Source organism: Bradyrhizobium sp. AZCC 2289 (assembly GCF_036924615.1).
Taxonomy (GTDB): domain Bacteria; phylum Pseudomonadota; class Alphaproteobacteria; order Rhizobiales; family Xanthobacteraceae; genus Bradyrhizobium.
In genome coordinates, this window is record NZ_JAZHRY010000001.1 from 9,929,921 (window position 1) to 9,955,530 (window position 25,610).

25 protein-coding genes are annotated in these 25,610 nt (G+C 60.3%); 14 read left to right on the forward strand and 11 right to left on the reverse strand.

Translation table 11 applies throughout. The features are described from left to right. Positions 1-203: 203 nt before the first annotated feature. From V1289_RS46740 to V1289_RS46755, 4 genes are all read right to left on the reverse strand, one after another. Positions 204-1,808 carry a PAS domain-containing sensor histidine kinase gene (locus tag V1289_RS46740; RefSeq protein ID WP_334406390.1) on the reverse strand — a complete coding sequence of 535 codons (1,605 nt, stop codon included), beginning with the start codon at positions 1,806-1,808 and terminating at the stop codon, positions 204-206. 396 nt (positions 1,809-2,204) lie between these two features. Further along, positions 2,205-4,424, reverse strand: coding sequence for an ABC transporter substrate-binding protein (locus V1289_RS46745; RefSeq protein ID WP_334406392.1), 2,220 nt, complete (start codon positions 4,422-4,424; stop codon positions 2,205-2,207). A 647-nt stretch (positions 4,425-5,071) separates the two neighbouring features. Next, entirely contained in the window at positions 5,072-5,479 is a 408-nt protein-coding gene (locus tag V1289_RS46750; protein ID WP_334406394.1) for a DUF2237 family protein, read from the reverse strand. 171 nt (positions 5,480-5,650) lie between these two features. Beyond that, a complete protein-coding gene (locus V1289_RS46755) occupies positions 5,651-6,598 on the reverse strand; it encodes a catalase family peroxidase (RefSeq protein WP_154073426.1) in 948 nt (315 codons plus the stop codon). Between the two features lie 613 nt (positions 6,599-7,211). Between V1289_RS46755 and V1289_RS46760 the strand changes: the two genes are divergently transcribed. The 3 genes from V1289_RS46760 (at position 7,212) to V1289_RS46770 (ending at position 10,824) form a co-directional block, all read left to right on the forward strand. Continuing rightward, entirely contained in the window at positions 7,212-7,889 is a 678-nt protein-coding gene (locus V1289_RS46760; RefSeq protein ID WP_334406398.1) for a molybdate ABC transporter substrate-binding protein, read from the forward strand. Positions 7,890-9,085: 1,196 nt separating this feature from the next. Further along, entirely contained in the window at positions 9,086-9,655 is a 570-nt protein-coding gene (locus V1289_RS46765; protein WP_334406400.1) for a lipocalin-like domain-containing protein, read from the forward strand. 104 nt (positions 9,656-9,759) lie between these two features. Next, complete coding sequence (locus V1289_RS46770) at positions 9,760-10,824, forward strand: IS110 family transposase (RefSeq protein WP_334406402.1); 1,065 nt, start codon at positions 9,760-9,762, stop codon at positions 10,822-10,824. A 569-nt stretch (positions 10,825-11,393) separates the two neighbouring features. Here the strand turns inward: V1289_RS46770 and V1289_RS46775 are convergent. After that, on the reverse strand, positions 11,394-12,320 hold the full coding sequence (locus V1289_RS46775) for an ABC transporter substrate-binding protein (RefSeq protein ID WP_334406404.1): 927 nt from the start codon (positions 12,318-12,320) through the stop codon (positions 11,394-11,396). A gap of 388 nt (positions 12,321-12,708) precedes the next feature. Then, a complete protein-coding gene (locus V1289_RS46780; RefSeq protein ID WP_334406406.1) occupies positions 12,709-13,026 on the reverse strand; it encodes a hypothetical protein in 318 nt (105 codons plus the stop codon). Positions 13,027-13,266: 240 nt separating this feature from the next. Here V1289_RS46780 and V1289_RS46785 point away from each other — a divergent pair, with 240 nt between their 5' ends. Beyond that, complete coding sequence (locus V1289_RS46785) at positions 13,267-13,434, forward strand: hypothetical protein (RefSeq protein WP_334406408.1); 168 nt, start codon at positions 13,267-13,269, stop codon at positions 13,432-13,434. A gap of 335 nt (positions 13,435-13,769) precedes the next feature. Further along, a complete protein-coding gene (locus tag V1289_RS46790) occupies positions 13,770-14,804 on the forward strand; it encodes a sulfite exporter TauE/SafE family protein (RefSeq protein WP_334406410.1) in 1,035 nt (344 codons plus the stop codon). Positions 14,805-15,294: 490 nt separating this feature from the next. On the opposite strand, the gene V1289_RS46795 is transcribed toward V1289_RS46790, so the two are convergent. From V1289_RS46795 to V1289_RS46805, 3 genes are all read right to left on the reverse strand, one after another. Further along, on the reverse strand, positions 15,295-16,098 hold the full coding sequence (locus tag V1289_RS46795; RefSeq protein WP_334406413.1) for a hypothetical protein: 804 nt from the start codon (positions 16,096-16,098) through the stop codon (positions 15,295-15,297). Between the two features lie 932 nt (positions 16,099-17,030). Continuing rightward, complete coding sequence (locus V1289_RS46800) at positions 17,031-17,645, reverse strand: recombinase family protein (RefSeq protein WP_334406415.1); 615 nt, start codon at positions 17,643-17,645, stop codon at positions 17,031-17,033. Positions 17,646-17,845: 200 nt separating this feature from the next. Beyond that, positions 17,846-18,247: a hypothetical protein gene (locus V1289_RS46805; RefSeq protein WP_334406417.1), complete on the reverse strand. Its 402-nt coding sequence runs from the start codon at positions 18,245-18,247 to the stop codon at positions 17,846-17,848. 450 nt (positions 18,248-18,697) lie between these two features. Between V1289_RS46805 and V1289_RS46810 the strand changes: the two genes are divergently transcribed. From V1289_RS46810 to V1289_RS46850, 9 genes are all read left to right on the forward strand, one after another. Further along, complete coding sequence (locus V1289_RS46810) at positions 18,698-19,207, forward strand: hypothetical protein (protein ID WP_334406419.1); 510 nt, start codon at positions 18,698-18,700, stop codon at positions 19,205-19,207. A 101-nt stretch (positions 19,208-19,308) separates the two neighbouring features. Continuing rightward, positions 19,309-19,521: a hypothetical protein gene (locus V1289_RS46815; protein ID WP_334406421.1), complete on the forward strand. Its 213-nt coding sequence runs from the start codon at positions 19,309-19,311 to the stop codon at positions 19,519-19,521. Between the two features lie 672 nt (positions 19,522-20,193). After that, positions 20,194-20,454, forward strand: a complete 261-nt coding sequence (locus V1289_RS46820) for a hypothetical protein (protein WP_334406423.1) — start codon at positions 20,194-20,196, stop codon at positions 20,452-20,454. Between the two features lie 83 nt (positions 20,455-20,537). Beyond that, on the forward strand, positions 20,538-21,113 hold the full coding sequence (locus V1289_RS46825) for a hypothetical protein (protein ID WP_334406425.1): 576 nt from the start codon (positions 20,538-20,540) through the stop codon (positions 21,111-21,113). 281 nt (positions 21,114-21,394) lie between these two features. Then, complete coding sequence (locus V1289_RS46830) at positions 21,395-21,601, forward strand: hypothetical protein (RefSeq protein WP_334406426.1); 207 nt, start codon at positions 21,395-21,397, stop codon at positions 21,599-21,601. Beyond that, complete coding sequence (locus V1289_RS46835; protein WP_334406427.1) at positions 21,598-22,449, forward strand: DUF3102 domain-containing protein; 852 nt, start codon at positions 21,598-21,600, stop codon at positions 22,447-22,449. Before V1289_RS46830 ends, V1289_RS46835 begins: the two co-directional genes overlap by 4 nt. A gap of 76 nt (positions 22,450-22,525) precedes the next feature. Further along, a complete protein-coding gene (locus V1289_RS46840; RefSeq protein WP_334406429.1) occupies positions 22,526-22,693 on the forward strand; it encodes a hypothetical protein in 168 nt (55 codons plus the stop codon). Beyond that, positions 22,690-23,223, forward strand: a complete 534-nt coding sequence (locus V1289_RS46845) for a hypothetical protein (protein ID WP_334406431.1) — start codon at positions 22,690-22,692, stop codon at positions 23,221-23,223. Before V1289_RS46840 ends, V1289_RS46845 begins: the two co-directional genes overlap by 4 nt. Beyond that, entirely contained in the window at positions 23,220-23,480 is a 261-nt protein-coding gene (locus V1289_RS46850; protein ID WP_334406433.1) for a helix-turn-helix transcriptional regulator, read from the forward strand. The genes V1289_RS46845 and V1289_RS46850 overlap by 4 nt, the downstream gene beginning before the upstream one ends. A 234-nt stretch (positions 23,481-23,714) precedes the next feature. On the opposite strand, the gene V1289_RS50110 is transcribed toward V1289_RS46850, so the two are convergent. Together V1289_RS50110 and serS are read right to left on the reverse strand one after the other, a co-directional pair. Continuing rightward, a complete protein-coding gene (locus tag V1289_RS50110) occupies positions 23,715-24,209 on the reverse strand; it encodes a hypothetical protein (protein ID WP_442896153.1) in 495 nt (164 codons plus the stop codon). Positions 24,210-24,221: 12 nt separating this feature from the next. Beyond that, entirely contained in the window at positions 24,222-25,568 is a 1,347-nt protein-coding gene (gene serS / locus V1289_RS46860; protein ID WP_334406435.1) for a serine--tRNA ligase, read from the reverse strand. Positions 25,569-25,610: the final 42 nt, after the last annotated feature.

Consider the following 25,610-nt stretch of genomic DNA (forward strand, 5'->3'; position numbering starts at 1 on the left):
CCAACGGTGGGCATCGTCAAACTGGCACCCAATAGGCCATGGCCGTAACCGCCATACCTGCAAACAAGATATCGCCATCGAGGTCCGACAAGGGTCAAAATGCGAAATACTCGCTGAGAGCAGATGTATTCTGCTTTGCCTCTAACAACGGACATCGCTCAACAGGGTCGGCATGTCCGTTCGGTGCCAATAAGCGACATCAATCACGGATGGCGGCTCTCAGCGGGGATCGTAAACTGAAAGAGAGCGCCCCGCGGCTCGCACCTGGTCGCCCACAGCCGCCCACCATGGGCTTCGATAATCGAGCGGCAGATCGAGAGGCCCATGCCCATGCCGTCGGGCTTGGTCGTGCAGAAGGGTTCAAAGAGACGCGGCAGGCTCTCCGGGCGCAGCCCATGGCCGGTATCCCGCACCGCGACGCACACGCCCTTCGGCTCGATACTCACGGTGCTGATGTGTAATTCGCGGTTGCCGTCCTCAACGCTCCTCATCGACTGGATGGCATTGACGATCAAGTTCAACGTCACTTGTTGCAGTTGCACCCGATCGCCTTGGATGCGTGGCAACTCGCCCGCCAGTTGCGTGCCCACCGTGACGCCGGTCCTGACCGCTTCGCTGCGGGTTAGGGCGGTCACCTCCAGGATCGCCGCATTGAGGTCGACGACCTCCTTCAGGGGTGGCGCTTTTTTGATGAGAGACCCGATCTGGTCGACGACGCTGCTGGCTCGATCGGTTTCGTTCACAATGCAGGTGAGCGCCTCCCTCACCTCCGCCACATCGGGTGGACTTTTGTCTAAAAACCGCAGTGCAGCAGCGGCGTATGTGTGTGCTGCGGCCATCGGCTGCTTAACTTCGTGTGCCAGCGAGGCTGCCATTTCCCCCACCGTGCTCACACGACTGATATGTGCCAGATCGGCCTCTAGCTGACGGAGCCTTGCACGTTCTTGCTCAGCTCGCCTACGCTCAGTGACGTCGATCACAGTGCCCACAAATTCAACGAGATGGCCGGACGTGCTCAGAACAGGATGACCTACGACGTGAATGTCCCTGACGGGGCCATCCGGATGCACGATGCGGTAGTCCACCTCCCACTCTGCCTTCTCGCGGATAGCCGTCTGGATTATTTCCCTGAAGCTGGGTTGGTCGTCGGGATGAATCCGTTGAAAGAATTCTTCGAATCGGGGCAAACCGTCCTGTGGATCGAAACTCAGAACACGGTAGCATTCCTCCGACCAGTACCTGATATCCTGGTCTGGACTCCATGCCCAACTGCCGGTTTGGCTCAGCCTCTGCGCTTCCGCCAAGTACGATTCACTTCTTCGGAGGGCCTCCTCCGCCCGTTTTCGGTCCTCGATGTCGAGATTGATTCCGTACCACTTGACGATGTTCCCCGATTCGTCTCGCAACGGGTTGGCACGAAACAGGAACCAGCGATATGCGCCGTCAAAATGACGAAGGCGTGCTTCAGTCTCTCCTGATTCTCCACTAACGAGAATCGATTGCCAGGCATCTGTGAGCCGGCTCAAGTCGTCAGGGTGAATTGCTGCACTCCATCTCCAATCCCGCGACTGATCCGGAGAGAGGCCCGTATAATCGAGCCAACGCGGGTTGAAGAAGTCGACAGAGCCGTCCGGAGCAGCCGACCATACCATCGTTGGGATCGTGAGGATGATCGAGCGCAGATCGCGTTCACTCGCCTTGAGGCGCGCCTCGTATTCTACCATGTTGTTCACGGCTGGTTTGTCAAGAAATAACCAATCCACCATATGATGTCCCACCAACCTCGTGCGTGGGTCGCGCCGCTTCATTACGCTGTCCCAATGCCGATGGTCGGAACATAACATATTTCCCGCCTGTAGGGCGGGCAGATGTCCGCTGCGGGTCAATCGCGTCGTTTTGACCGTCCGCCGATGACTTCCGGTCTACTCCGGGGAACGGACATCGTCAGAGCCGGTCGGCATGTCTCAAAAGTGCCAATAGCGGACATTCGTCGTTTTGCAAATGCCGCTGGCGTTTGCGGACTTTCCAGACTGTTTCGGGGCGCTCGTCCGTCAGTAGAAATGCCGACCTTCTGCGAACCGCACGCCGAATTGGCTGCGTCTCCCGGCATCCAAACTTGCGCGTGGTAGGTCCAAAGTCTCCACGAGTTCGGCGCTGCGAATTTCAAGAAGGTGTGGCAGACCGGCGAGGTATCCACGCTTGCCTCACACGGCATAACGCCGGTAGAGCACGACGATGACAAGGAGCACCGTCCCGGCATAAAGCAGCTGCGCTACGTGATCCAAAACAACAGCGGCGCGCTTTCGGCCGTCGTCCCGAAGTTTTTCATGTCTGTAGCCCGCCAATATCGTCATCAGGCATAGTACAAAGAAAATGTAGAACATCTCTTCGACCACCACCGTGTATCCGACATCGCCGATCTGACTGTTCACCGCCACGAGCAGCACCGCGCTCGCCAGGATCGAGGTCACTGGAATCGTCACGCGCTCACGAAACATGGTTTCGGGAAAGAACAGCGTCGCGAATACGACGAGCACGAGCAGAAACAGCGGCAGCAGGTTCTTCAGCATGTAGATGGCGGAGCTGCGGCGCAGCATGATGGCCGCATCGAAGCCTGCGAATTCCGTCCTTGCCTCGGCACCAAACAAAGACGCCTTTCCGAGCGTCGATCCGCTGGACAGGGATTCGACGAAATAGTTCAGCCCGAGAAAACGCCAGAGCTCGAGGCCGGAATAGGCCCCGTCCTCGGCCCGCGAGCTTCCGTCGTCGTCGAGGCGCAAGCCGAACCGATCGATGACATAGGTGATGAGTTCCCGCCGCTGTTCCAAGTTCTGGAAATGCAGCAGCAACTGCTGCGTATCGAACGGATAGTCGTGGAGATCGAAGCGGGCTTTGAAATCGCCGTTGATCCGATAGAGCCGATAGCTCAGGCCGTCTTCCTGTCCGGCCTGCACTGGCCGGGCCGGATCGAACGCCCCGCGATCCAGCAAGGCCGGGAATTCGACATGGGTCTGCGCCTCGTCGTCGCCGGCGAACCGCATCCAGAGATAGAAGTCGACGCTGAACGAATTCTGCTTCGTGTCGACGCGGCTGACGCGATTGATGTCAATGCCGGTATAGACGACACGCTGAATCCAGTAATGCCGGTCCCTGAACGTCACGACATGGCCTTTCTCGCGTTCCGCAGCGAGATCGATGCCATTGGGCTGATCGATGCGCACGAGTTGCAGCGGCGCCGTGACGAACCGGCCGTAGCGGAAGAAACCCAGCCGGATCGGGCGCGGAATGTCGCGGTTCGTGTTGAAATAGAGCCGCCCAGTCAGCCCAGCGACCGCCGATTTCGGACTGTCGATCGCACCGAATGCGACGCGGACACGGTCGCGATCTGCAATCTTGCTGTCGGACCTGTTCTTGACGTCAGCCCGTTTCAGCGCCTCGATCATCAGGCGCGCGGCGTCATATGCGCCGCCGGCAACCCAGCTTGGCGAGGTTCCCACTTTCGTCTTGTAGTCGGCGGCAAAGGCCTGCGCCGCCACGCCGGCGCTGTCGAAAATCAGCGACGATGCGGCATACAGATTCTCGCTGAAGAAACCCGGATGCGCTTTTTCCTCGGGCTCGTTGACGAAATTCTGCAAATAGCTTTCGCGGGCTGCGCCCTGGGATGCGATGATCGTCCCCTTGATGCCGCGGCGGCGCAGCGCCTTGACGATATCAGCGACAAAATCGGCTGCCGCGCCGATGACGATGACGCCGGGTCCCGGCTCCTGCGCGGCGGCATCCAGCGCCTCGTCCATCGATCCGATCTGCCTGGCGACGTCCAGTCCGAACACACGCCACTGCACCAACGGATAGGCCGCCGCAAATCCGCTCACAAAACTCTCGCCGTAGGCATCGCGGGTGTGAAAGAGGCGGACTTTTGGCTCCTTCATCACAGCGCGCAGATGTTCCGCAATCGAGCGCGCCTGCGTGGAGATCGGCGTCAGCGCGCGAAAATAGTATTCATTGCCGGATGTTAGATCGTCGGCAGCCGCGCTTCCCGTCAGCGCCGGGATTCGCGCATCCTTGTATGCCGGCGCGGCTGCGAGCGAGGTGGAGCTGAGAAAATGTCCGAGCACGGCGACGCACGGGCTGTCGGCAATCGCCTGCGCATTCGCGCGCGCCACGGTTGGATTGCTCGCGTCGTCGAACAGGACGAGTTCGATCGGCCGTCCGTTGACGCCACCCTTGGCGTTCACCTCGTCGATTGCAAGCTGCGTCGCGACCAGGCTTTCCGTCCCGGCCGGGGCGGACGGGCCAGAGAGCGAATTGGCGAACGCGATGCGAATAGGCTCCGGGCGGGTCCAGAGGATGGCGGCCCAGGCGACAGCGAGCACCAGGACGACGCCCGCAACAACGGCAAGCCGCATTATAAGCCGCTGCTTCATCGTCGATCCTTGCATCGATCGGTATAAGCCGAGATTCTCCAGATCGAGGCCTCAGTCAGGCCGAGATTGCCGCCGCTGAGAGCGTTTTTCAAGCGGGGGCCGCCCTCCCACGCCAAGGGCGGAACCTGCCTTAGCGTGTGTTTCACCAGTACGAGGTGGACCGCGCGATGTTTCGGCGGTCCATCGATGATCCGGCTCTGGAATGGGGGGCATTCGGCGCTTTGACCTGCGTTTAAGAGTGCAAGGTGCCAGTGACTTCAAAGCAGAGTCTGGCTCGACGGACTGTTCGTTACCCGTTGCCCGCTTCACACTGAAGCAAATGACAGCGCGATGTGGCTCGGGCGCTTTGGATGCTTAATCGCCGAATCGCGTGGTCAGCAAGCGGATGCTGAAAGCGCAACATCTTAGGCTGTCGGCAGCTCGGCAGCATTGGTCCGCTGTGGTCCCGTGTCGGAGGGGTTCTGCATCCGATAGATGTTGCCTCGCCAATGTCGCGTTTGGGTCAAACTCAGAAGTCCGGGCGCGCAAGTGGGAAGTCCGCTTTGCCCTCAAGACCAGACATGGTCAGCCGGGCCCGACAGGTCTGAAAAGTGCCAGGAGGCGACATCGGCTCGCCTATCCGATCACCTCGTCGGCAAGTGCAGGAGTCAGGCTAGGTCCACTGCGAGGCGCTTGAGATCGGCGAGCGAGCAGTGGCCCAGAGCGCCTTCGTGAGTGGCGCGCAAGACCACGCGGGGCGCCTGGCCCGCCTCGAGTGCTTCTTGCCAACGCGGAGCACAGAGGCACCAACGGTCGCCGGGTTTCAGGCCGCGAAAGCCGAATTCCGGCATCGGTGTCGAAAGATCGTTGCCGCGGGATTTGGAAAGCTCGAGAAACGCGGCGGTCATGACGGCGCAGACCGTGTGGCTACCGATATCCTCTCGCCCAGTGTCGCAGCAGCCGTCTCGAAAGAACCCCGTCATTGGGCTTATCGAGCAGACTTCGAGCCGCTCACCGAGCACGTTACGGGGTGTGCTCGGCCGACCGCCTCCATTACCGTTGTCGTCCCTCAGCATTGCCGTCTCCGCGTGCGGTGTTGTCGACCGACTACTGATCTTTGGTGAGTCGCACCTGCCGCTTCCGACCCGGTAGAGTAGCATCCGCTTTGCAACTGGCTTCGGCTCACCGATCTGCAGCCATTGACCATCCAGAATGAGACGAAGGGACGTGTGTCTCAGGCGGACGATCTATTTGGTACGGCGGCCGAACGATTCCGCGTAGGCCTCGGTGCGCGTGTTGATGATCGGGTCATCCGAGGGGTCAATGCCGCTCGTCACGTTGGTTGGCAAGAACAGCAGCTCGTTCTCGACTTTCTTCGTGTCCAACGCTTTGATGACCGCGATTTCGCCGAGCTCCACCGTCGGCCGGCTGTCCGGCCAAACTTTCGTGGCGTCCGTGATCGGATCATCGGCGGCGGCAAGCTGCACCAGGAGGCGGAACTTGACCGGTCCCTTTTCGAGCGACACCCGCAGATTGTCGGCTAGTGCATTCGGAGGACGCTTCGCCGCCTCCTCGTCGCTCACGTAGGCGGGCCCGCTCTCGGGCACGATGCGGTAGCGGCCGAACTTGCTTGTTCCTTGCGCATTAGTGAACTTGAACGCGTTGACGCCGAAGAACGGCTGCGTGCCGTAACTGACCGCCACAGGCCGCGGCGTGGTGACAAACGCGGATGCGGCCGGGTGGGTCGATAAGAATTTCTCGACCAGCGTCGGCTTGGGCACGTCGGGACCGCTTGCGCCGACCGCCTGGAGCAAAGCCAGAAAGTCCTCTCCGGTCGCCACCGGAAACCCGTTTGCCGATATGCAGACTATGTCTTGCTCGCTCCCATCCGGGAGACGGAACTTGATTGCCATACCGCGGACACGGTCGGTCGAAGGGTGGGTGTCGGGCGCGTCCGGCACGCCGCCCGCATTGGAAAAACGAATGACCAGCGGCGTGGGAGCACCTTTGAGAAAGACAGCTGAGCTGAGGGTGTCGGCGCCTCGTGCCGGCGTGAACATGCCTTCAAACACGGCGCCCTTGGCGTGGTTTGCGCGAACGCCCGCATGCTGGCCGTAAAGCGCATTCATTTGATTGACCAGCCGAACGCCAAGCGGCTCGTCTTCGGCGCCGGCGCAGGTCGCGCCTGCCGCCATCAGCGCCGAGAATGCGACGCTCGCCGCAACTCTTTGAAACAATCGCATGACTGTTCTCCTGATCTATCACGGAGCGCAGACAGAGTCGCTTCAGGCTGCCGAATAATCGCGCCCGCGGCCATCAATCTAAACTAAAATTCGCTCCCGACATAGTCGATATCCGGCCAAGCGGCGGGCCCTCGCCCACCACGTCGTAGTCCGTCTCGTTCCACTCGACGGTTGGCCGTGAGCCCCCAGGAAATACATATTTTCCGAAATGACGACAGAACGTCGGCGTGTTGGTTCTTTCGCAATGTCTCATAAGGGTCAAACGCCGAAGAACTCATAGTGAGTACAACTGGTCCGTTCCGACCCGAACACCAGACGTAACAGCGCACTTGGCGCTTCGTCGCTTCAGGGCCAAGATCAGTCGTCCGCACGCCACTTTCTACCGACGCCTACTAGTCCGACCGCGTTTCGGTTATGCTTGGGATCAAGCCAACCGGGAGGTAAGAAAGCCATGATGGGACGATTTTTCTCGCGACGGGCCACGCTTGCGGCGGTGATAGAGTGTTCGTTCCTGTTAGCTCTTGGAGCTGCAGCACCCGCCGCCCATGCCGCCGAAGTCAAGGTCATGAGCACGGTCGCGCTCACCCCTACACTCGACGAGCTCACACCGAGGTACGAGAGCAGCAGCGGCAACAAGCTAATGGTCGTCTACAGCACGATCGCGGATCTGAAGAAGCGGATCGAGGCGGGCGAAACCGCAGATGTGATGATCCTGTCGCGCCCTGTCCTCGACGGTCTGCAGACTCAGGGCAAGGTTGCCCAGGGCAGCATCGTCAACGTGGGGAGCTCTTATGTCGCCATCGGGGTACGTACGGGTGCGCCCAAGCCGGATATCAGCACGGCGGAGAAACTGAAGAGTGCGCTTCTCGCCGCCAAATCGATCTCCTACGCCGATCCAGCGAAGGGCGGTGCTAGTGGCGTCTATTTCGCCAAGGTCATCGATCGTCTCGGCATCGCCGATCAGGTGAAATCCAAGACCGTCTTGGTGCCGGGTGCCCAAGCGGGCGAACTCGTCGCAAAGGGCGAGGTCGAAATGGGGATCGCACAGGCCTCGGAAATTGCCGCGGTTCCGGGGGCTCAGGTGGTCGGCCCTCTGCCCGGTGATCTGAACAGTGCGATAGTCTTCGCGGTCGGCATCGGATCCATGAGCGAGGATCCGGCAGCGGCCAAATCGCTGATCGAGCTCCTGACCAGTCCGACCGGCGCTGCCGTGCTCAAGTCCAAGGGCATGGATCCGGCCTAGACCCGTTCTCGCTTCGCTTGGGGTCAACGAGAACAGAACCGCTTCACGGTAACCCCGACAGTCCGAGACTACGACGACTGCCGCAGGTCCGGAATGGGTCCAAGCTGTGTGAAAACTCCGACTTTCAATTTGTGCGTAGAAGTTTCATCTCGATTTTGTCGATTTTAAAACCAACCGTGCCGACACTCTCTGTCGAAAGAAGCCAAGAGAGAAAACAATTCTGCGCGTTCTCGGCTCACCGACGTTTTCACACGGCCTGGTAGAGTCGAGGATGGGCGCGGTAGCTTGGGGCCTATGGCCAACGCCCCGTTTCCCATCCCCGCTCATCAAACCGACGAGCCGATTTCCGGCATCCGGCTTTCCGACTGGCTTCACCGCAAGGCACACGGAGAGCAAATGAACCGCACGCGGCTTCGGCACGGTGACTAACTCTCCTTCGCCCCTCGACACAGCAATCTCCGGCGGCGCCTGTCATTGATGGTGTTTGCAGGCTCATCGCCAATCACCACGACCTCGCCATCTTCAAAAGCGCACCAGAAGTCGGGGCCCTTTGCTCCACCGGCATTACCCGGCATCAACGGTCTTATTGCCCCGTCCGACTCCCGCCATGGCCGCCGCCTTTCGCGACGTTGAGGCCGCTACCCTCGCCCTTGACGGGTCTCCCCCTGTAACTACGAACCACCCTTCCGACGTGCCGTGCCCACTACCCCGGCGGATCGCGTGGGTGCGCGTGTCGATTACTTCCGCACACGAGCGGCCTTCCCCAAATGACCGGAGGGTCGGCATCCGCATTAGAACTTTCGAGGCCTGCTCGGGCTTCACTTTGTTACGGCCCATCGGATCGCTCAGCAGCCCAAGGCCGCCTTTGTCGCAGGGCTCCGGCCCAGCCAGTTACCCGGCCGTGCCGCCTGCCAGCTTCCGGACCAATCGACAATTATCCGGGTGAGACCCTCCCTCACTGATAGTTCGCGCCCTCGGGGCGCACGGTCAATCGCGTCGTTTTGGCTGCTAACCGATCACTTCCGGTCCACCCCGCAGAACGGACATCGTCAGAGCCGGTCGGCATGTCTCAAAAGTGCCAAACTGAGACATTCCCTGAGACCTTCATACGGGCTACCGTCGCCACAGTGGGATGACCGGGACTAGCAGGTTACTAGTGAAGGAGAATTGCTGGCGCCATAGCAAGGGAGGAAACCATGCGCAAAGTCATCATCTTTGCTGTTGCTATCGTCATGTCGCTTACATTCACGCTGCCGATAAGCGCTGCGTTTGCGCAGCAAAGCCTCAAGGACAGGATAATTGGAACATGGAAGATAATTTCATGGGAGAGCCTACGGCCCGATGGCCAGATCGTGAATATCTGGATGGGACTTCATCCAACCGGCCTGATTATCTATCAACCAAACGGATATATGGCAGTGCAAATCATGGCCGACCCGCGCCCGACGTTCGTACAGAATGCAGCAACGAGTCCGCCTCCGTACGATGAATTCAGGAATGCCTACTTCGGCTACTACGCCTATTGGGGCACTTACACGATCAATGATGCAGGCACTGGCGTGGTGCACAACGTGCAAGGCAGTGAGCGGCCAATCGAGGTCGGAAGAAAATACGAAAGGTCAATTTCGCTCGACGGGACGAAGCTAGTTATAACCACTCCCTCGTACAAGGCGGGGTTGTCGCTTGCGCATGATCGTCTCGAAAGCATGCAAATTTCCGCTGATGAGCAACTCGTCAATCGCCTCACATTTGAGCGGATTGAATAGCACAACATTCGCGCGAGAAGGTCGGCTAATGGGATGGTCCGGCCGTGCTCCTGCCCCGCCAGCAAGCGAAGCTGGCAAGGGGCGCCAAAGACAAGGAGCACGCCATGTCTCAGATACCCAATACCGCGATCGCCGTGATCGGCATCGATATCGGCAAGAACGCGTTCCACGTTGTGGGCCACGATGCGCGCGGCGCCATCGCACTGCGGCAAAAGTGGTCGCGTGGCCAAGTGGAGGCGCGGCTCGCCAATATGCCGCCCTGCCTGGTCGGCATGGAAGCCTGCGTCGGCGCGCATCACCTGAGCCGCAAACTCGCATCGCTTGGTCACGATGCCAGGTTGATGCCGGCCAAATATGTCCGCCCCTATAGCAAGGGACAGAAGAACGACTTCAATGATGCCGAAGCGATTGCCGAAGCCGTGCAGCGCCCGAGGATGAAGTTCGTGGCGACCAAGACCGCGGAGCAACTGGATCTGCAGGCACTGCATCGGGTGCGCGAGCGGCTGGTGTCGCAACGCACCGGCATCATCAACCAGATTCGCGCCTTCATGCTGGAACGCGGGATCGCCGTGCGCCAGGGGATCGGCTTCCTGCGCACGGAACTGCCCACCATCCTTGCGACGCGCACCGATGCCCTGTCGCCCCGCATGTTGCGTATCATCGAGGAGTTGGCAGGCGACTGGCGCCGGCTGGATCAGCGCATCGATGGCCTATCCGGCGAGATCGAAGCCCTGGCCCGTCAGGATCAGGCATGTTCGCGCCTGATGACGGTGCCCGGCATCGGGCCGATCATTTCGAGCGCCATGGTGGCCGCGATCGGCACTGGAGACGTATTCTCCAAAGGCCGCGACTTCGGCGCCTGGCTCGGACTGGTGCCCAAGCAGATCTCGACGGGAGACCGCACGATCCTCGGCAAAATCTCCAGGCGCGGCAATCGCTACCTGCGCGTTCTGTTCGTGCAGGCGGCATGGGTTGTGCTGGTCAGGATAAAGGACTGGGAACGTTACGGGCTCAAATCCTGGATCGAAGCCGCCAAGAGGCGGTTGCACCACAACGTGCTCGCGATCGCGCTCGCCAACAAGCTTGCCCGGATCGCCTGGGCGGTGCTGGCCAAAGGACGCGCCTTCGAGCTGACGAGGACCGATGATGCAAGCGTCCGATCCGCTTGATCCTCGCGCCGTGCTCGGCGCGGTCAAGGCGCAGCCTGGCAACGCCGGCGCCCGCCGCAAGCCAAGCGCGACGGCCGGCCTTGACCGCCCCTGCGCGCGACGCGATCGACGTTCTGCGGGCCGGGACGAAGGAACGGCCCTTGGCTCGAACAAAGGAACTGCGCGACATGAGGAGCAAGCGATGACGTAACCCTATCAACAGTTTCCAGCCGAGGTCTGCGAGAGGATGAGACGAGATGGAGGTTCGGTCTTCCGAGCGCGTGCGAACACTGGTGACCCAAATGGCCCAATCGAGGCCTGTCCGTTAATGAGGACGCACGCGCGCTGATATCCATGATGGCCCGGAGCACCACATGCTCCAATCAGAGGCCGGATACATTGATGCAAGACCGCCGCCGCCAATTCGACGAAATCTTCTTGCAACGCGCGGCCGGACCATACATTGGGTCAAAAGCGTCGCCTTGGAGGTCCGGCGGTCACTTCCGGTCCACCCCGATCAACGGACATTAGCAAACCGGCCGGGCTGGTCCGTTTCGTGCCAATTCCTGACTCATGCACCGCAGCAAACTCTATTCGATCACCTGGTCGGCGCGCGCGAAGAAAGCCTCCGGAATGGCAAGCCCGAGGGCATTGGCAGTCTTAAGATTGACCACAAGATTAAACCTAGTGGGCTGCTCGACCGGAATGTCGGCTGGCTTCGCACCGCGCAGAATCTTGTCAACCAATTCGGCGGCGCGCCGGTACATACTGAGAACGTCCGGTCCATAGGAGATCAGGCCTCCGGCTTCCACGTAGTCCCGAGACCCATGCATCGTCGGCAGTCGCGCGCCAAGCGCCAAGGCGTTGATCCGAATTCGATTAGTGTTTACCAGCGGGTCGGTCACAACATAAAGTGCATCCGCACGGCCTTTGAGCGCCTCGAATGCAGGCGCGATATCCTCGGCTCGTCGAATTTCTGATGTGACGATCTCAAGCCCGAGCGTGCGCGCGGCTGCCTGAGCGTCGGCCATCTCCCGCACGGCACCGGGGCCGTCGGCGTTGCTCATGATCGCCAGCCGGTGAACAGAGGGGATGAGTTCGCGCAGAAGTTCGAGACGCTTCCCGGCAAGCTCCACTGTCAAGCTCGATATTCCGGTGACGTTGCCGCCCGGCCGGGACAGGCTCGCGACCAGTCCGTTGCTGACCGGGTCTGCAGCCGATGCGAACACGATGGGGATAACCGCTGTCGCCTGTTTTGCCGCTCTGACTGGCGCGGTCGCGTGTGTGACGATGACATCGACCTTGAGGCGGGCGAACTCATCCGCGATCACAGCGAGCTGCTCGTCATGTTCGTCCGCCCAGCGATACTGGATCGCGACGGTGCGACCTTCGATCCAGCCGAGTTCGCCCAGCCGCTGTACCAGTGCAGCAACCGAACGCCTCGCCGCCGCAGCCGAACGAGGGCTGAAGAACCCGATGGTTGGCAGCTTCCCGGCCTGCTGCGCGCGCGCAGCCATTGGCCATACCGCCGCGCCGCCGAGAAGCGTGATGAAGTCGCGGCGTTTGAGTTGATCGAATTGCATCCGACCCTCTCAACGAGCCAAGGATCGCACCTTAGAATACCCATTTTGCGACCATTAGTCAGCGGCAATGTCGGAGTCGGGTCAAACTCAGAAGTCCGGATGCTCAACCCGGAGGTCGGCTTCACCCTCAACAATAACGGACATCATCGGCCAAGCCTATGAGGTCCGAAAGCCACCGCGCGGCTAAGGAAACCCACCGATGCGTTGGGCCGCCTCGCCGCTGTCGCGAAGTCACGAGATCATGCCGGGCTCACCAGCGGGCCGCGCGCCGCGTCTGCCGCAGTATTTGATCCCCTCTTTCGGGTCGTAGCAGTTCTTCCAGCTAGGTCGGCTTCTTCTTGCTCGACGTCGACCGCTTGAGCTTGCCCTTGATCTCATCGGCAATGGCAAGTGCCTTCTCGTCATCCTGATGGATCGCGATCCATTCGACCCAGCCGACAAGGTAGTGGGTTTCGCGCACGACGATGACGGTCTCGCTCTCGCCGCCCAGTTCGCGCAGCATGCAGGCGAAGTTGCTGCGCTCCAATGCATCGCTATCCCTGGATTGACCCACGCCGGAGGAATAGTACGCCGGCCAGACCGCGCCGACGTAATTTGCGGGCAAGGTCCAGCGCTGCAGGTGTTCCGGATCATAGATCATTTGCGAAAACTCCCAGGACGCAGGCGATGGGTCCCTCTGCGAAAAAATTCCCCGAAAAAAATTGGACCCCCCATATTTCTGGCACGGTGATAAACGCCGCGCCAGATGTATGGGTCCCTTTGCGGGGAGATCGGCATCGATTTCAAGTGGCGGCCCGAGCAGTCTGGCCTACGCGGGGAGTACAGGGTCCGTTACAGGGTCCGGCTAGCGCAAGGTCGGCCGTGGCAAGGTCGAGTAACAATGCGCGGCACCGAGACGGTGCGGCCCCTGGCGTTGCCGGCGTTGGTGACGTTGGCATGGTCGTCTGACCTCTTCGTCCTCGCCCGCGCGGCGCTGGAAGGCGCGGTCCGCAATGCCGACGATCTAATCGGCCTCACCGATCAGCCCCGGCGGACTCGCGCAGCATAGTGATTCATGGTTTCGCGAACGCCGACGCCTTCGCCGTCATTGCCGGCGCGATGTCCGGTTTACCCCAGCAAGCCGACATCATCAGCGCGGCCGGCTATGTCCGAAAAGTGCCATTAGCGGAAGTAGTGGCGCCGGGCTGAGAGACGGCGCATCTCTTTGGAGCCGGTTGTCGGCCCTATGGTGGAGGAGGCGCGTAGGGGTGATCCGGGGTACGAATCTTTCTTAAATCACTGATGGGCCCGGCAGGGTTCCAACCTGCAAACAGACCGCTAGATGTGATAGGATAAAGATCGGTCGCCTCGCGGGCGACCATTGCCCGTATGGGGGAGCCAACGATGCCTCCTCTTGATACTGCGGTGATCGTTCTCGCTGGCATCGCTTTTCTTGCAGCCTTCGTAAATGGCGCGCTCGGCTATGGGTTTTCCTCGCTCACCGTGCCGGTGGCTCTCGTTTTCTATGCAAACCGCATCCTGAATCCCGCCGTCGTCCTGGTCGAGGTGGCCACCAACTTCTACGTTCTATTCATCAATCTGAACGGCGTTGCAGCTGTATGGAAGAGGGTGTTTCCAATCATCATCGGGCTCTTACCCGGCATCGGAATCGGAGCCTTGGTTCTCGCGTCGGTTCAGCCAGGCTGGATCAAACTCGGGACCTATGCACTCATTCTGCCCCTCATCCTTGTTCAGGCAGCCGGTTTGCGGAGACCAGTTCGGCAGACATGGTGGGTCGGTCTTCCCTTTGGAACTGCGCTGGGCATCCTATATTCGGTCACCACCATCTCGGGACCGCCCCTGGCGATCCTGTTCAACAACCAAGGTCTGGTCAAAACCGAGTTCCGGGCCGGTCTCGCATTGGTTCGCGTGGCCGAGTCGAGCGTGACCGCCATCGTCTATTACCAGCTTGGCCTGTTTACGGCTGAAATCGGGAACATCTTTTGGGTGTTTGTTCCCTGCGTTGCGGTCGGGGTACCGCTCGGCGCCTATGTCATCCGCCATCTGGATGCGGAGACGTTTCGTCGGATATGCATGAGCTTTGATGCGTGGGTCGTGGGGTTTGGCTTCTCCCGGGTATTGATCGAGCTGAATTTGATGCAAAGCCCCTGGGCCTATGTTGCCCTGGTCCTCACATTTTTGATCGACAGCTATTTGTTGTACATGTTTTTCACACGGAGGGCGGCCTCAAGGCGATCGGAAAGAACTTTGCTTACGCCCGGCGCTCCGAGTGGGCCGGATAATCGCATCGCTTCGGAGATGACCGAACCTCCCTACGACCCGCTTGCTCGGCTTAACACCGACCTCGGTTACGTTGTGGCGATCCTTGCTATCGCCATGCTGGTCTTTGCAGTTTTGCCTCCAATTCGCCTGCCCTAGAGCGCGGCACAATTAAGAAACGTGGTTGCCCTTCGGGGTTGACCGGCCGCATGGGTTAAGGCAGCGGGCACACATCGTTTCTCGGCTTGCCGTTCGATCAGCAAAGGGTCAGGCGGCATCCGCACCAACGCGACTCGGCGGGAGGAGGTTTTCTTGAGAGATGTCCGAGGTGGGTCAGACTCGGACCTCCCGGCCCCGAAACGCAACTTCCGCTGTGCCCCTGGAAGCGGACATCGTGGAAGAACCCCGGATCGCGGTCGCTCCTGCCAACGCGCCCTGGCCGGCTCCATCGACGACATCGACACCGGCATCGCCGCATATAGCGCCAATCGGAGAACCGCCCTTGTCTGGATGCGATCGGCGAGAGCGCGCAAGCTGTCGTCGTCGGCCATCTTGGCGTAGGAAGCGAGGAGCTTGCGCTTCTTGCCGTGGCGGCCGGTGCGCTTGGCAACTGTCCCATGTGGCGTTGAAGTGCGAGCGCCGTCACCGGTCATGGGGGAGACGGGTTCGCGTTGATCGCCCGCTCGACCTCCGACCATTGCTTTTCGGTTTCCCCTCCTGCGTCGATGAGCGCTTTGACCGCTGCGAAGTGATCCTTGAAGGTATCGAGACGCGCTGAGCCGTAAGCGTCGGCGAAGCGAGGGAAAGGTTTCGGCGGCGGGTAGCCATCTTTTTTCAGCATCTCGATAAACGACGGGTCCGGGTTCAACACTGCCTGGAGGCGCGAGTCTTTCGGTAGACTGTCCAAATCGCGCGCAAATTGCTCGACGAATACCGCAGCCGTTATGTAATATTTCCGCACGGCCTTGAACGCCTCGAAGGGCAAGGCATGGGTCGAGGCTTCGAGAGCATCCCGATCCATGCGAACCTGCGCAATGATATCACTGGCCCGGGTAAGCTCGTTCGGATCAAGCTCCTTTCCCTTTATGAAACCCCATGTGTTTAGCTGCATCATTTCGTCGAACGATCGCTGCAACAGACCGAGCTTGATTTGGGCGTTCTCGACATCGACCCGTTGCGAAGATAGCCGGCTCGCAAGCGCGATGTTTGCCGACAAGGCGGTTTCCTGGAGCGCAGCGGATTGTGTGGAATAAGCTCGCGCCGCGAACACCAAAGCTACCGCTGAAAAAGACAAGGCGAGCGTTGGGATAATGATCTTTAGCCATTCGCGAACGGCGGCAGTTGTCTCCTCGATCTTGAGACGCCACCATGACTTTATCGGTTGAGTTGTTCGGCCGTAGAGGCGCTCCCGGAGGATTGCTCTGCCGAGCCGCTCTTTCTTGTCCGTTTTCATATCCAGGCCCCCCTTCGCGGGAACGTCGTTCAGCCGACCTTAGGGTATCCGTCCGCAACACAAAATCCAAAACCACCGTCATGCACTGGAAAGGTGCGTCTCCTCGGTCGCTTTCGCGGCGCGATTCGCCTGCATCGGGAAAATCCGCTGACTCAAAATTAACTCCCCGCTGACTCAGCGGTAATTCTTTTCGCGTAGGATCACATTGCGACCATTGCGACTTTTCATCTCCAATCATGAAAGAGAACCATGCCCCTAATAGCCACTGCTGAACTCCCGGTCCGATCACCAACCCGCTTTGGTAACTTGGGCTGGGTGCTCACGATGCGGACCGTAGATATGAAGGACGTTCGAGTCGAAGTTTCGTTCTGTGCGTTATTGGCTTTGGAGCCGCACTATGTGGATGGCATTCCTCAGCTCGAAGGCGAGAACCGCTCGCGAATGGAAATCATCGCGTCAGACAAGCACGAGCAAGATGGGTGGTGTCCTCTTATCACACAGGAAGACATTCACTGACATCGACGGACATCGACCAGCGAGCCCGCAGGAAGCCCGCTGATGCGTTCTGGTGTCCGGCCGGTGTCGGAGACAGCGGACAAGCCGGGTCAACGCACGTAGCGCCACGCGCGCGAAGGTGCGGGCCTGTCCGGCGCGGATGGGACCAAAGCGCTGTGAGTGGGTCCCCTGAAAATTTCCCGGAATATAAAAATGGGTTTCGGATTTGGGAAAGCGGGAGAGGTTTGAGGCGAGGCCTGAATGGACATTATGACGGCGGCGTCAAGCAGTCTGGTCCGGCGTGGAGTACAGGGTCCGTCCCAGGTTGGGGCGATCGGCCCGCTGCTGTGAGCAGTGCTGCGGTCGGTGATCATGGAGATGCCGGCGATCGCGGTGGTGGCGATCTCGCCGGGTCGACAACAAGCAGGTCGGCGGCGCTATGCTGCCGCTCGCTTGGCGAGTTTCGCGATCGTCGCGCGGCTGCAGCCGGTGACGTCCTGGATCGCGCTCCAGCTCTTGCCATCGGCGAGCATGGTGACGATGCCAGCGTTGCGCTTGACGTCTTCCTTGCGGCCTCTGTAGACACCCTCGGCCTTCGCCCTAGCCTGGCCCTGAGCCTGCCGCCGGCGGCGATCGTCATAGTCTTTCCGGCCGATCGCGGCGAGCATGTCGAGCAGCATGCCGTTGATCGCCTCGAACATGCGGCTCGTGAACGGGTCGGCGTTGGCGGTCGCCATCATCCACGAGGTCGGCAGGTCGAGCGCCACGACGCGGACGTGACGCGCGGCGATCTCGGCCTTCAGCTTCTCCCAGTCAGCAGCCGTGAGGCGCGATAGCCGATCGACCTGCTCGATCAGGATGACGTCGCCGGGCTGGCTATCGGCGAGCAGCCGGAACAGCTCCGGCCGCTGCAGCTTGGTGCCGCTCTCGTTCTCGTTGTACCAGGCGGCAACCTTGAGGCCGCGCTCGGCGGCAAAGGCCTTGAGCTGGTCGCGGGCGCGGCCGGCGTCCTGGTCGTCAGTGGAAGCGCGAAGGTAAGGCCGAACGAGCATGTGAACCCCATTGAGTCTGGTTAGGATGGTTCACATCATAGGAGTCTGTTTTGGATTGTCAAACGCCATCACTGAACCAGCCTTTTGGCCGGTCTCTTGGGGTATACCCTAATTGAACCATGATGAGCGCACGGGACTGGGCTCCGAAACTGGGTTTTCGCCAAACCCGGTTTCACTGGGGTATCCGAAACCCCGGTGGATTATCGCCTGCGATATCTCGGCCGCAGATACGAAAGCGCCAGCGCGGCTTCGTCTGGCCGAGGCCTGGCAGGCTCGGCGGCCTCGACCGGCGTCGCGTGGCTCGCGGCATAGGCCTCGATCATCTCGCGCACCTCGTCGAAATCAGCCAGTGCCTGTGCCGCCGAACCACACTCCGCGACCAGCATCGCCATGACCTGCTCGACAGTCTCGCACCGATCAAACTGACCGCCGCTGCCGCCACCGCTCTCGCGACTATCGAGACCGGTGAGCCGCGCTTTGCCCGCGATGGCTTGGACCGCAGCGGAAAATTGCCGGTCATCTTGCGCAGCGACGCGCGCCTGCTCCAATTCGGCGAGCAAGGATTGGATGGTCACCTCGGCCAGCTTTGCGCCGCCTGCCATCAGCTCTCTGACGCGATCGGCAACACCATTTTTAACATCAGCTAACATTCGGGATGCGGCGGCTTCGGCTGCGCCGTTTTCGCACCGGTATCCTGCTTTGGAGTAAGCGTTGCCTTGGGTTCCGCCGGACTTGGTCATCTCGACGAGGTTTCGAGCGAAGGCTTCATGCTTCAAATTTCGCAATGCTGGCATGCCGCACTTCTATCACGATCGCGTCGCATCGAACAACGGCCGGCAGGTGGCGATACCGTGAGCAGGCACCGAGTTCCCTAACATCGGCGCCGGACGTCAAGCCGGCGTTTTGTCCTTCCTTTTTTAACCGCTGGCTTCGCTGAAAATGCGATATGCCAGCATGGCGCGCCGAACAGTGACCCCAACGGTTGAGATGATGCAGGCTTGGGCAGACTTTCTCGACTGTGCGAGACACGGTTCAGTACAAGGGCACGCAGCATGAAGATCAAGTTCCGGGAAGAGAATGCCCCACCCGACTGGTGGATCTACGAAAATTGGGAGATGTTAACCCACTTAGAACGATCGGGCTATCGGCTCGATGACGAACGAATTGCGCAGAAGCTGGAAAGCGAGCGCGGGACACTTTCGAAGAGCGCGCGAAAGTATATCGCTGACCGGTATATACGTCGGCGACCACGCAAGCGCGGGAGAAAGCCGCAATCGGCCGAGGAAAAGCTACGCTCACGACCAGATCGCGCCATCAAGTATCTCAATACGATCGATGCGGCGCTCAACGAGGTCGGGGGCGACTGGAAGCGCCTACCCAAGCGGGGACTTTTCAGCGGTACTCTCCAATCAGCGAAACAGCGATACAGTCGATCCAAGGCAATAAAGGACGAGTGGGACCGCGAATGCTTGGGCCACATGCGAGACGCAGCCGGCTACTTGGGCATAACCCTCGATGAATTGAGGGCCGATCTGCGGAAGCGGTACCGCGACGTCCCTTGAGTTTAAACCTCAAAATTTCAAATCAATTGGAGCGCTCGTCCGACCCACGTACGATCTCGTTCGATCACGACCATTCCGGTCGATCCGAACGGAGGCAACTATTGCAGCACAACGATAGTGAAAAGGTTCATCGCTGGGGCTCTCGCAAGGAGGCCATGACCCGCGCGCGCATCGGCGCGACGAAACTGCACGAACTCATCAGCCAGAACCGCATTCGCGCGCGCAAGCTCGACGGCAAGACGCTGGTCGATCTCAACAGCGTTGATGAACTGATCGAGAATTCGCCCGCGGCTGGCCCCAACGTCTCCGCATAACAAAGGCCAGCGCGAGGTAATTGCTCGAACGGGCAGATTGGGAATGGTAGAGCGACTTAAGCAATTCCTCTCATAAATCCAATCCCCGCAACTGCAATACCCCGCGTGGCGAAGACCAGTGATCGGTCTGTTGCTCGCGTCGGAATTGGTCTGCTCGGCGGCTCCCGCAATTCTCGTCGCATTCAGAGACGGTTGTTGGAATAGGCGACAGGTGGAGATTCGGCCGTGATCCCGCCGCCCGGCATGTTGATGATGCCGTCGATGACGACCGCAGAGAGCCGCTCTCTCAAAAGCGGAAACAAAATGAACTCCGGGCAACGCTGTGCCAATTGCGCCCCGGACCGTGGAGACCAAGGTCACTCGGCCGACGGTCGCCGGGTTGGTACCCGGCTCGGTAATACGCAGCGGGTGAGACCGGCATGCCTCGCTCGTTGGTCGCGGGCCGAAAAAATCGCGACGGAGACGCCGCCCAAAAGGCGGCGCGCCGATGAGGCGGAGGTCACTGAGTATCCGGCGGCGCCAATGCCGTCTCCCTCATGCCGGGACGTGGATGCAAAGATCAGGTTCGGGTTGGTCCTCTGGTCTCTGCCATCTCCACGGGAGAAAGGGCGAAGCCTGTCTGAGTTCGCGAGAGCGTTACCGCTGTCGCGAAGAGCAAGAGAGGAGAGTTTAATGATCGATTGGGACAAAGTCCGAAAGAGCCGGATGATCCGCATGCGTGGCACAACCGCGAACGAGGAGGTTCTGCAGGTATGCGCTCCGATGTGGCGCAAGCCGTTCAAGGCTCCGGTATCAAAGGCCGCACTGCGCGAGCAAGCAGCCGAGGCTCAGCGCGAATGGCAGCTTCGGCATCCGAACCGATTTCGTCCGGCGAGCGCCGGGTCGCTGATCACAAGCACAGCCACGGCGACCAGTTCAGGCGTGAGCAAGTGATCCTACCCACCGTGCCGACCCCGAGCGCCTCCGCGTATTTAGACGGCGTACTCCGAATCTAACCCCGACCAGTGGAGAGTAACATGGAATTGTCTCTGTCTCGCATCGAAAACTCGATCGACGCCTACAACGTCAACGAATACTCGCGTCGCTCGCGCTTGGAGACTTCACCCGACCAGAGGAAGCGTTGGCAGCACGAAATCCATTGGTCCTACTCGGACGGAACGCAGACCACGCTCACCGGCGATCACCTGTCAGGTCAAGTGCTCCCCGCCACTCCAGGGTTCGAGATCATCAATGTGGAGTTTGACCTCGCTAATGATGGCCCGATGATTGAGCGCCAGCCAGTGATCGGTTGGCGAGCTGTGCGCGACCACTATCATCAGGATAGGGAACTGGAACCTGTCGGTCAGCAGCTCAGAGCTCTGGTGCAACATCTCAAATCAGAGCCCAACCGCATCGACATCAGCGGCGTTCGCCAACCGGATGGCCGGGTGCTTTCGCGCGGTCACTGGTATGTGAATGAAGATGCTTTCCTGGAGGCAACCAAATCGCTGTGGCTGCAGAAGAAGGAAAGGATGCTGTTGGAAGAGCGGCATAAGGACTGCCCGTTCTGCGCTCATGAACGGCGCCAAGCGAACGATGACGTGCCGTTCTGAGGAGCGGGCCGCCGGCAGGACCGCGGTCAGAACGACGCGATTGACCCGGAACAGACGCGGGCCGACCACTTTGGCGGATCGCCTAACGCCGAGCTTGTTCGGTTCTGCAGGCTGGCGATGGAGGCGGAAGCCGACGCTAAGACCGGCAAGTCCGATGGGCAGCGCGAGCCGATCGTCACCACGAGGAACTTCTCCATGCCACGAGACACACAGCGCGTGATTCCGAAGGCAGCATCATGAGGGCGCAAGTCCCCACAATAATAACCACAGCAGAGAGGATCATGGCATCGCCCGAGTTCGCGCGTGGCCTTGCGGATGTGCGGAGTGGTGTGGCGTTCGACTGGCGCATCAACTCGTGGGAATACGAACGGGGTCGTCTCTTTGGGTGCATCGCCCCGCTGAACATGCCGCTGTGGGTCGGCTCCTGGCTGAACCCAAAAGCGTTGGCCTTATACGTCGCTGCTGATGAACGAAAGCTAATCACATGAAACCGAAGAATGTCCGACCTCTCGACACGATTGCCGATAACATCAACAGAGTTACGCGCGGGAACATCATCGATATCGGTGATCTCCTGCTGGAAGCCAAAGCCCAGTGTGAGCACGGCCAATGGCTCGATTGGCTATATGCCGAGTTCACATGGTCGATAGACTCTGCTGAGCGATACATGATGGTCGCCGAGCTTGCAGCCAAATTCCGCAGGCTGCGGAATTTGAAACTTGGTGCGACCACTCTCTATGAGCTGACCGACCACGAGGGCGAGGAGGACTTGCCCGCAATCATCGAGGAGCTGGCGAAACGCGCGACCAAGACACCATTGAGACCGGCCGATGCCAGGCGCGTCATCAAGATTGGTATCGGTCGGTCCCGCTTCGGCGATCACCCTGACGCAACTCTTGTTCAGCTAGTGGAGCTGCGCGAGTCCAGTGCTTGGTACGAAAAAGCAGTGGCCGCGCTTCGGGAGCGTGAGCCAGACACCGAAGAGAGCGCCCGGTTGCTCGTCAGGGAGGTGGCCGCCGAGTACGAAGCCGAAGAGGCCCAGATCAAGGACGACGCTGAGGAGGTCGATTCCATTCTTGATGGCGCTCCGCCAGACCTGCCGCCATCAATCACACCACCCGAACCGCAAAAGTTTGGTGCCGATACGGAGTGGGAAGGGAGAGAGTCCTTTGCCGATGCCGTGACGGCCCTGCTCGGCTTGCGCACGAAGACGGTTAGGAGATTTGTCGGGAGTTTCTCGTCGTCCGAGCTGCGCGAAGTCAGCGACTTTCTCTTGGCCATCGCATCGCACGCCGACTCCACTTCCGCGTCGAGCGCGTCGGAAGCCACATCATGACCAGCAGCACGTTCGCGCCCCAGGCCGTCGCCCGCGCCGCCATCGGCAGCATCGCAGGATCAAGCGCACCACTCGCATGCGCGGCACGCTCACCATCGAGCAGGACCTGCCGGCCGGCAGCAAGCTCTGGCTGGCGGCCTGGTCGAAGGAAGTTGCTGGCGCGGACTTCATCTCGATCTCCGGCGAGGTCGCCACCGGCGGCGGCCCGCGCAGGAAACCGACCGTTACGGAGCGCGCATCATGAGCGACAATTACAAAAGACGTGATCTCGTAGCCTTTGCGCGTGAGCATATTTGGACCGAGCCAAACGACATGATTACCAATGCCCAGAGGCGCTTCCCCGGCCTTAGCACTGAAGAGTTGCAGTGTGCATTCGAGGTGGTGGAGTTCGAGAATGATGAGCGGCATCGGGAGTATATCGAGCCGCACACAAGAGAAGTAGCCCAGATAGAACAAATGCGCAGGATGTTCGAGGGACTTCCTGACGGAAGTACGTTCGACGAAGCCGTTAACACCAAGGCGGCCCAAGGCGATCTCTGGGCCATCGGCTATCTCGCATTCGAAAAAACACCTGCCCGGCGCACCTATTGCGCGCTGGTTGACGCGGCATACGCCGCGCATCCTCAATTCGAGACGCGCGACGACGGCGTGATTTATTGGCTCGGCGACGAAGGCAACGACCCGTCGGAAGCCGCGCTAATCGATTGGTTCCAGAAGAACTATCCTGCTGAGGCTCGCGAGATCGAGCGCAAGATCGAGGAGGAAACGACGTGACCGTGGCAGGAGAGATCAAAAAGGACGAGCTGCGTGAGATGCTCACCGCCGAACAGGTTCTGGCGCAGATTCCGATCAGCCGCACAACGTTGTTCAGGCTGGAGCGGGACGGAGTGTTCCCGCAGGGACAGGCGATTACCCCGCACCGCAAGCTGTGGTTCAAGGACGAAGTGATCGCGTGGCAAAAGGCTCTGCAAGACCCGTGTTCGGCGGTGGCGCAGGCAATGCGTGCGCGGGTGAAGGTAAAGAAGGCGTGAGCCGGTCCTGCTTTTCTCTACGTTTTTCGCGTCAGGTTAGCCCACCGTTAGCCCGACGCGCTCGACCAAAAATTAAATGCAGTGAAATCAATCAGTTGGAGAGCTTGACGTCATTGGTGCAGAGAATTCGCATCCGTCAAAACGCCCCTTATTTCGATTCGAAGCCGGGTTTTGCCTGAGAGCGCCGTCTTATCCCGCTCACGCGGCAGAGGCAAACTTGGCCAAAGACGCGTCTTATCGCTTAACCAGGACGCGCCAGGGACGCACGAACCTGGCGCTGCCGAGGAATTGCACGTGAAATTTTGGAGCCGCCGCTTTCGGCGGTTCGTCAGGTTGGCGCGCGAGCGGTTCAGGTGTCCTGATTTCCGCGATCGTCGGGATCGACGCGATCGGATCAACCGCTCGAGCTTTGGGCTCTTCGGATTGGAGAGCTTGTGCCGGCGCCGCCGCTGGCGCGATGACCGGCGCCGCAACGATCTTTTCTTCCGGCGGCGGTGTCACGTTTCCCGGCGATTGCGGGTAGCGCGCCCGCGCGATCGCCAGCCCCTTGTCGAAGTCCGCGGTGTTGAGCCATTCCTTGGCGCGCATGCTTTCGATCAGGCCATCGTCCCACAACCTGGCGGCCTCGATGTCGAAGAAGCCTTTCAGCTTCTGGTCGATGAGTTGCATCCCGTGGCCAGTGACAGCCCATTGCCTGCCGATCCAGTGGATGTCGCGATGCAACGCCATGGCATACTTTTGCTATTTGTCGTGCTCGATCACTTTGAGGCCACCCATATAGGGTTGCAAGACGTCGGGCACGGCAATCGAGCCGTCCTGCTGCTGGTAGGTTTCCATCACCGCAATCAGCGCGCGGCCGACCGCGGTGCCGGAGCCGTTCAGCGTATGCACGAAACGCGGCTTGCCGTCCGGCCCGCGATAGCGCGCGTCCATCCGCCGCGCCTGGAAATCGCCGCACACCGAGCAGCTTGAAATCTCGCGGTAGGCGCCGCCGTCACCCTGACTTGAGAATTGTCCTGGCATCCAGACCTCGATGTCGTAGGTTTTTTGTGCGGAAAAGCCCATGTCGCCGGCGCACAGCGTCATCACGCGGTAATGCAGATCGAGCTGCCGCAGCACTTCCTCGGCGCAAGCCAGCATGCGTTCGTGCTCATCCTTGCTGGTCTCGGGCGTCGTGATCGAAACCAGCTCAACCTTCGTGAACTGATGCTGCCGGATCATGCCCCGTGTGTCGCGTCCGGCGGCGCCTGCCTCGGCGCGAAAGCACGGCGTCAGCGCGGTCATGCGCATCGGCAGCTCTTTTTCATCGAGGATGGATTCACGAACCAGGTTGGTCAGCGACACTTCGGCGGTCGGAATGAGGCCGAGGCGTTCGCTTCTCAATAGCGCGCCATCGGCGGCGGCGAGCAATTCACCCTTGATGGCCCAGAACTGGTCATCCTCGAATTTCGGCAACTGCCCGGTCCCGAACATCACAGCGTCGCGCACCAAGAGCGGCGGATTGATTTCGGTGTAGCCGTGCTCGTTGGTATGCAGATCGAGCATGAACTGCCCGATCGCGCGCTCCAGCCGTGCCAGGCCTTTTTTCAGCACCACAAAGCGCGCCCCGGATAGTTTCGCGGCGGCTTCAAAGTCCATGTAGCCGAGCGCGCCGCCGAGATCGTCATGCGGCTTTGGCACAAACCCATATTCGCGTTTCTTGCCGAACACGTGACGCTGCACATTGCCGTGCTCGTCGACGCCATCGGGCACTTCGTCCAGCGGCAGATTGGGAATCGCGGCCAATTCCGTGGCCAATTCCTCGTCGGCCGTCTTTGCCGCTAGCTCAAGCTCCGGCATCGTGGTCTTGAGCTCGGCGACCTCGGCCATCAGTTTCACGGCCCGCGCCTCATCCTTGGCCTTCTTGGCGTCGCCGATTTCCTTGGATGCGGAATTGCGCCGGGCCTGCGCCTGCTCGGAGGCCAGGATCGCCGCACGGCGCCGTTCATCGATCGCAAGCAGCGACGGCGACAGCGGCGCCAGTCCGCGCCGTTTCAGTCCGGCGTCGAAGGCTGTCGGGTTGTCGCGGATCGCTTTGATGTCGTGCATGGCGGGTCATTCCTGGACAGTGCCGGCAAAGGCGCGCATCCA

Excerpts from the sequence above, each read along its gene's own strand:
- V1289_RS46740 (WP_334406390.1), bottom strand. The coding sequence starts at position 1,808 with ATGAAGCGGCGCGACCCACGCACGAGGTTGGTGGGACATCATATGGTG.
- V1289_RS46745 (WP_334406392.1), bottom strand. The coding sequence starts at position 4,424 with ATGAAGCAGCGGCTTATAATGCGGCTTGCCGTTGTTGCGGGCGTCGTC.
- V1289_RS46750 (WP_334406394.1), bottom strand. The coding sequence starts at position 5,479 with ATGCTGAGGGACGACAACGGTAATGGAGGCGGTCGGCCGAGCACACCC.
- V1289_RS46755 (WP_154073426.1), bottom strand. The coding sequence starts at position 6,598 with ATGGCGGCAGGCGCGACCTGCGCCGGCGCCGAAGACGAGCCGCTTGGC.
- V1289_RS46760 (WP_334406398.1), top strand. The coding sequence starts at position 7,212 with ATGAGCACGGTCGCGCTCACCCCTACACTCGACGAGCTCACACCGAGG.
- V1289_RS46765 (WP_334406400.1), top strand. The coding sequence starts at position 9,086 with ATGCGCAAAGTCATCATCTTTGCTGTTGCTATCGTCATGTCGCTTACA.
- V1289_RS46770 (WP_334406402.1), top strand. The coding sequence starts at position 9,760 with ATGTCTCAGATACCCAATACCGCGATCGCCGTGATCGGCATCGATATC.
- V1289_RS46775 (WP_334406404.1), bottom strand. The coding sequence starts at position 12,320 with ATGGCTGCGCGCGCGCAGCAGGCCGGGAAGCTGCCAACCATCGGGTTC.
- V1289_RS46780 (WP_334406406.1), bottom strand. The coding sequence starts at position 13,026 with ATGATCTATGATCCGGAACACCTGCAGCGCTGGACCTTGCCCGCAAAT.
- V1289_RS46785 (WP_334406408.1), top strand. The coding sequence starts at position 13,267 with ATGCGCGGCACCGAGACGGTGCGGCCCCTGGCGTTGCCGGCGTTGGTG.
- V1289_RS46790 (WP_334406410.1), top strand. The coding sequence starts at position 13,770 with ATGCCTCCTCTTGATACTGCGGTGATCGTTCTCGCTGGCATCGCTTTT.
- V1289_RS46795 (WP_334406413.1), bottom strand. The coding sequence starts at position 16,098 with ATGAAAACGGACAAGAAAGAGCGGCTCGGCAGAGCAATCCTCCGGGAG.
- V1289_RS46800 (WP_334406415.1), bottom strand. The coding sequence starts at position 17,645 with ATGCTCGTTCGGCCTTACCTTCGCGCTTCCACTGACGACCAGGACGCC.
- V1289_RS46805 (WP_334406417.1), bottom strand. The coding sequence starts at position 18,247 with ATGGCAGGCGGCGCAAAGCTGGCCGAGGTGACCATCCAATCCTTGCTC.
- V1289_RS46810 (WP_334406419.1), top strand. The coding sequence starts at position 18,698 with ATGAAGATCAAGTTCCGGGAAGAGAATGCCCCACCCGACTGGTGGATC.
- V1289_RS46820 (WP_334406423.1), top strand. The coding sequence starts at position 20,194 with ATGATCGATTGGGACAAAGTCCGAAAGAGCCGGATGATCCGCATGCGT.
- V1289_RS46825 (WP_334406425.1), top strand. The coding sequence starts at position 20,538 with ATGGAATTGTCTCTGTCTCGCATCGAAAACTCGATCGACGCCTACAAC.
- V1289_RS46830 (WP_334406426.1), top strand. The coding sequence starts at position 21,395 with ATGGCATCGCCCGAGTTCGCGCGTGGCCTTGCGGATGTGCGGAGTGGT.
- V1289_RS46835 (WP_334406427.1), top strand. The coding sequence starts at position 21,598 with ATGAAACCGAAGAATGTCCGACCTCTCGACACGATTGCCGATAACATC.
- V1289_RS46840 (WP_334406429.1), top strand. The coding sequence starts at position 22,526 with ATGCGCGGCACGCTCACCATCGAGCAGGACCTGCCGGCCGGCAGCAAG.
- V1289_RS46845 (WP_334406431.1), top strand. The coding sequence starts at position 22,690 with ATGAGCGACAATTACAAAAGACGTGATCTCGTAGCCTTTGCGCGTGAG.
- V1289_RS50110 (WP_442896153.1), bottom strand. The coding sequence starts at position 24,209 with ATGGCGTTGCATCGCGACATCCACTGGATCGGCAGGCAATGGGCTGTC.
- serS (WP_334406435.1), bottom strand. The coding sequence starts at position 25,568 with ATGCACGACATCAAAGCGATCCGCGACAACCCGACAGCCTTCGACGCC.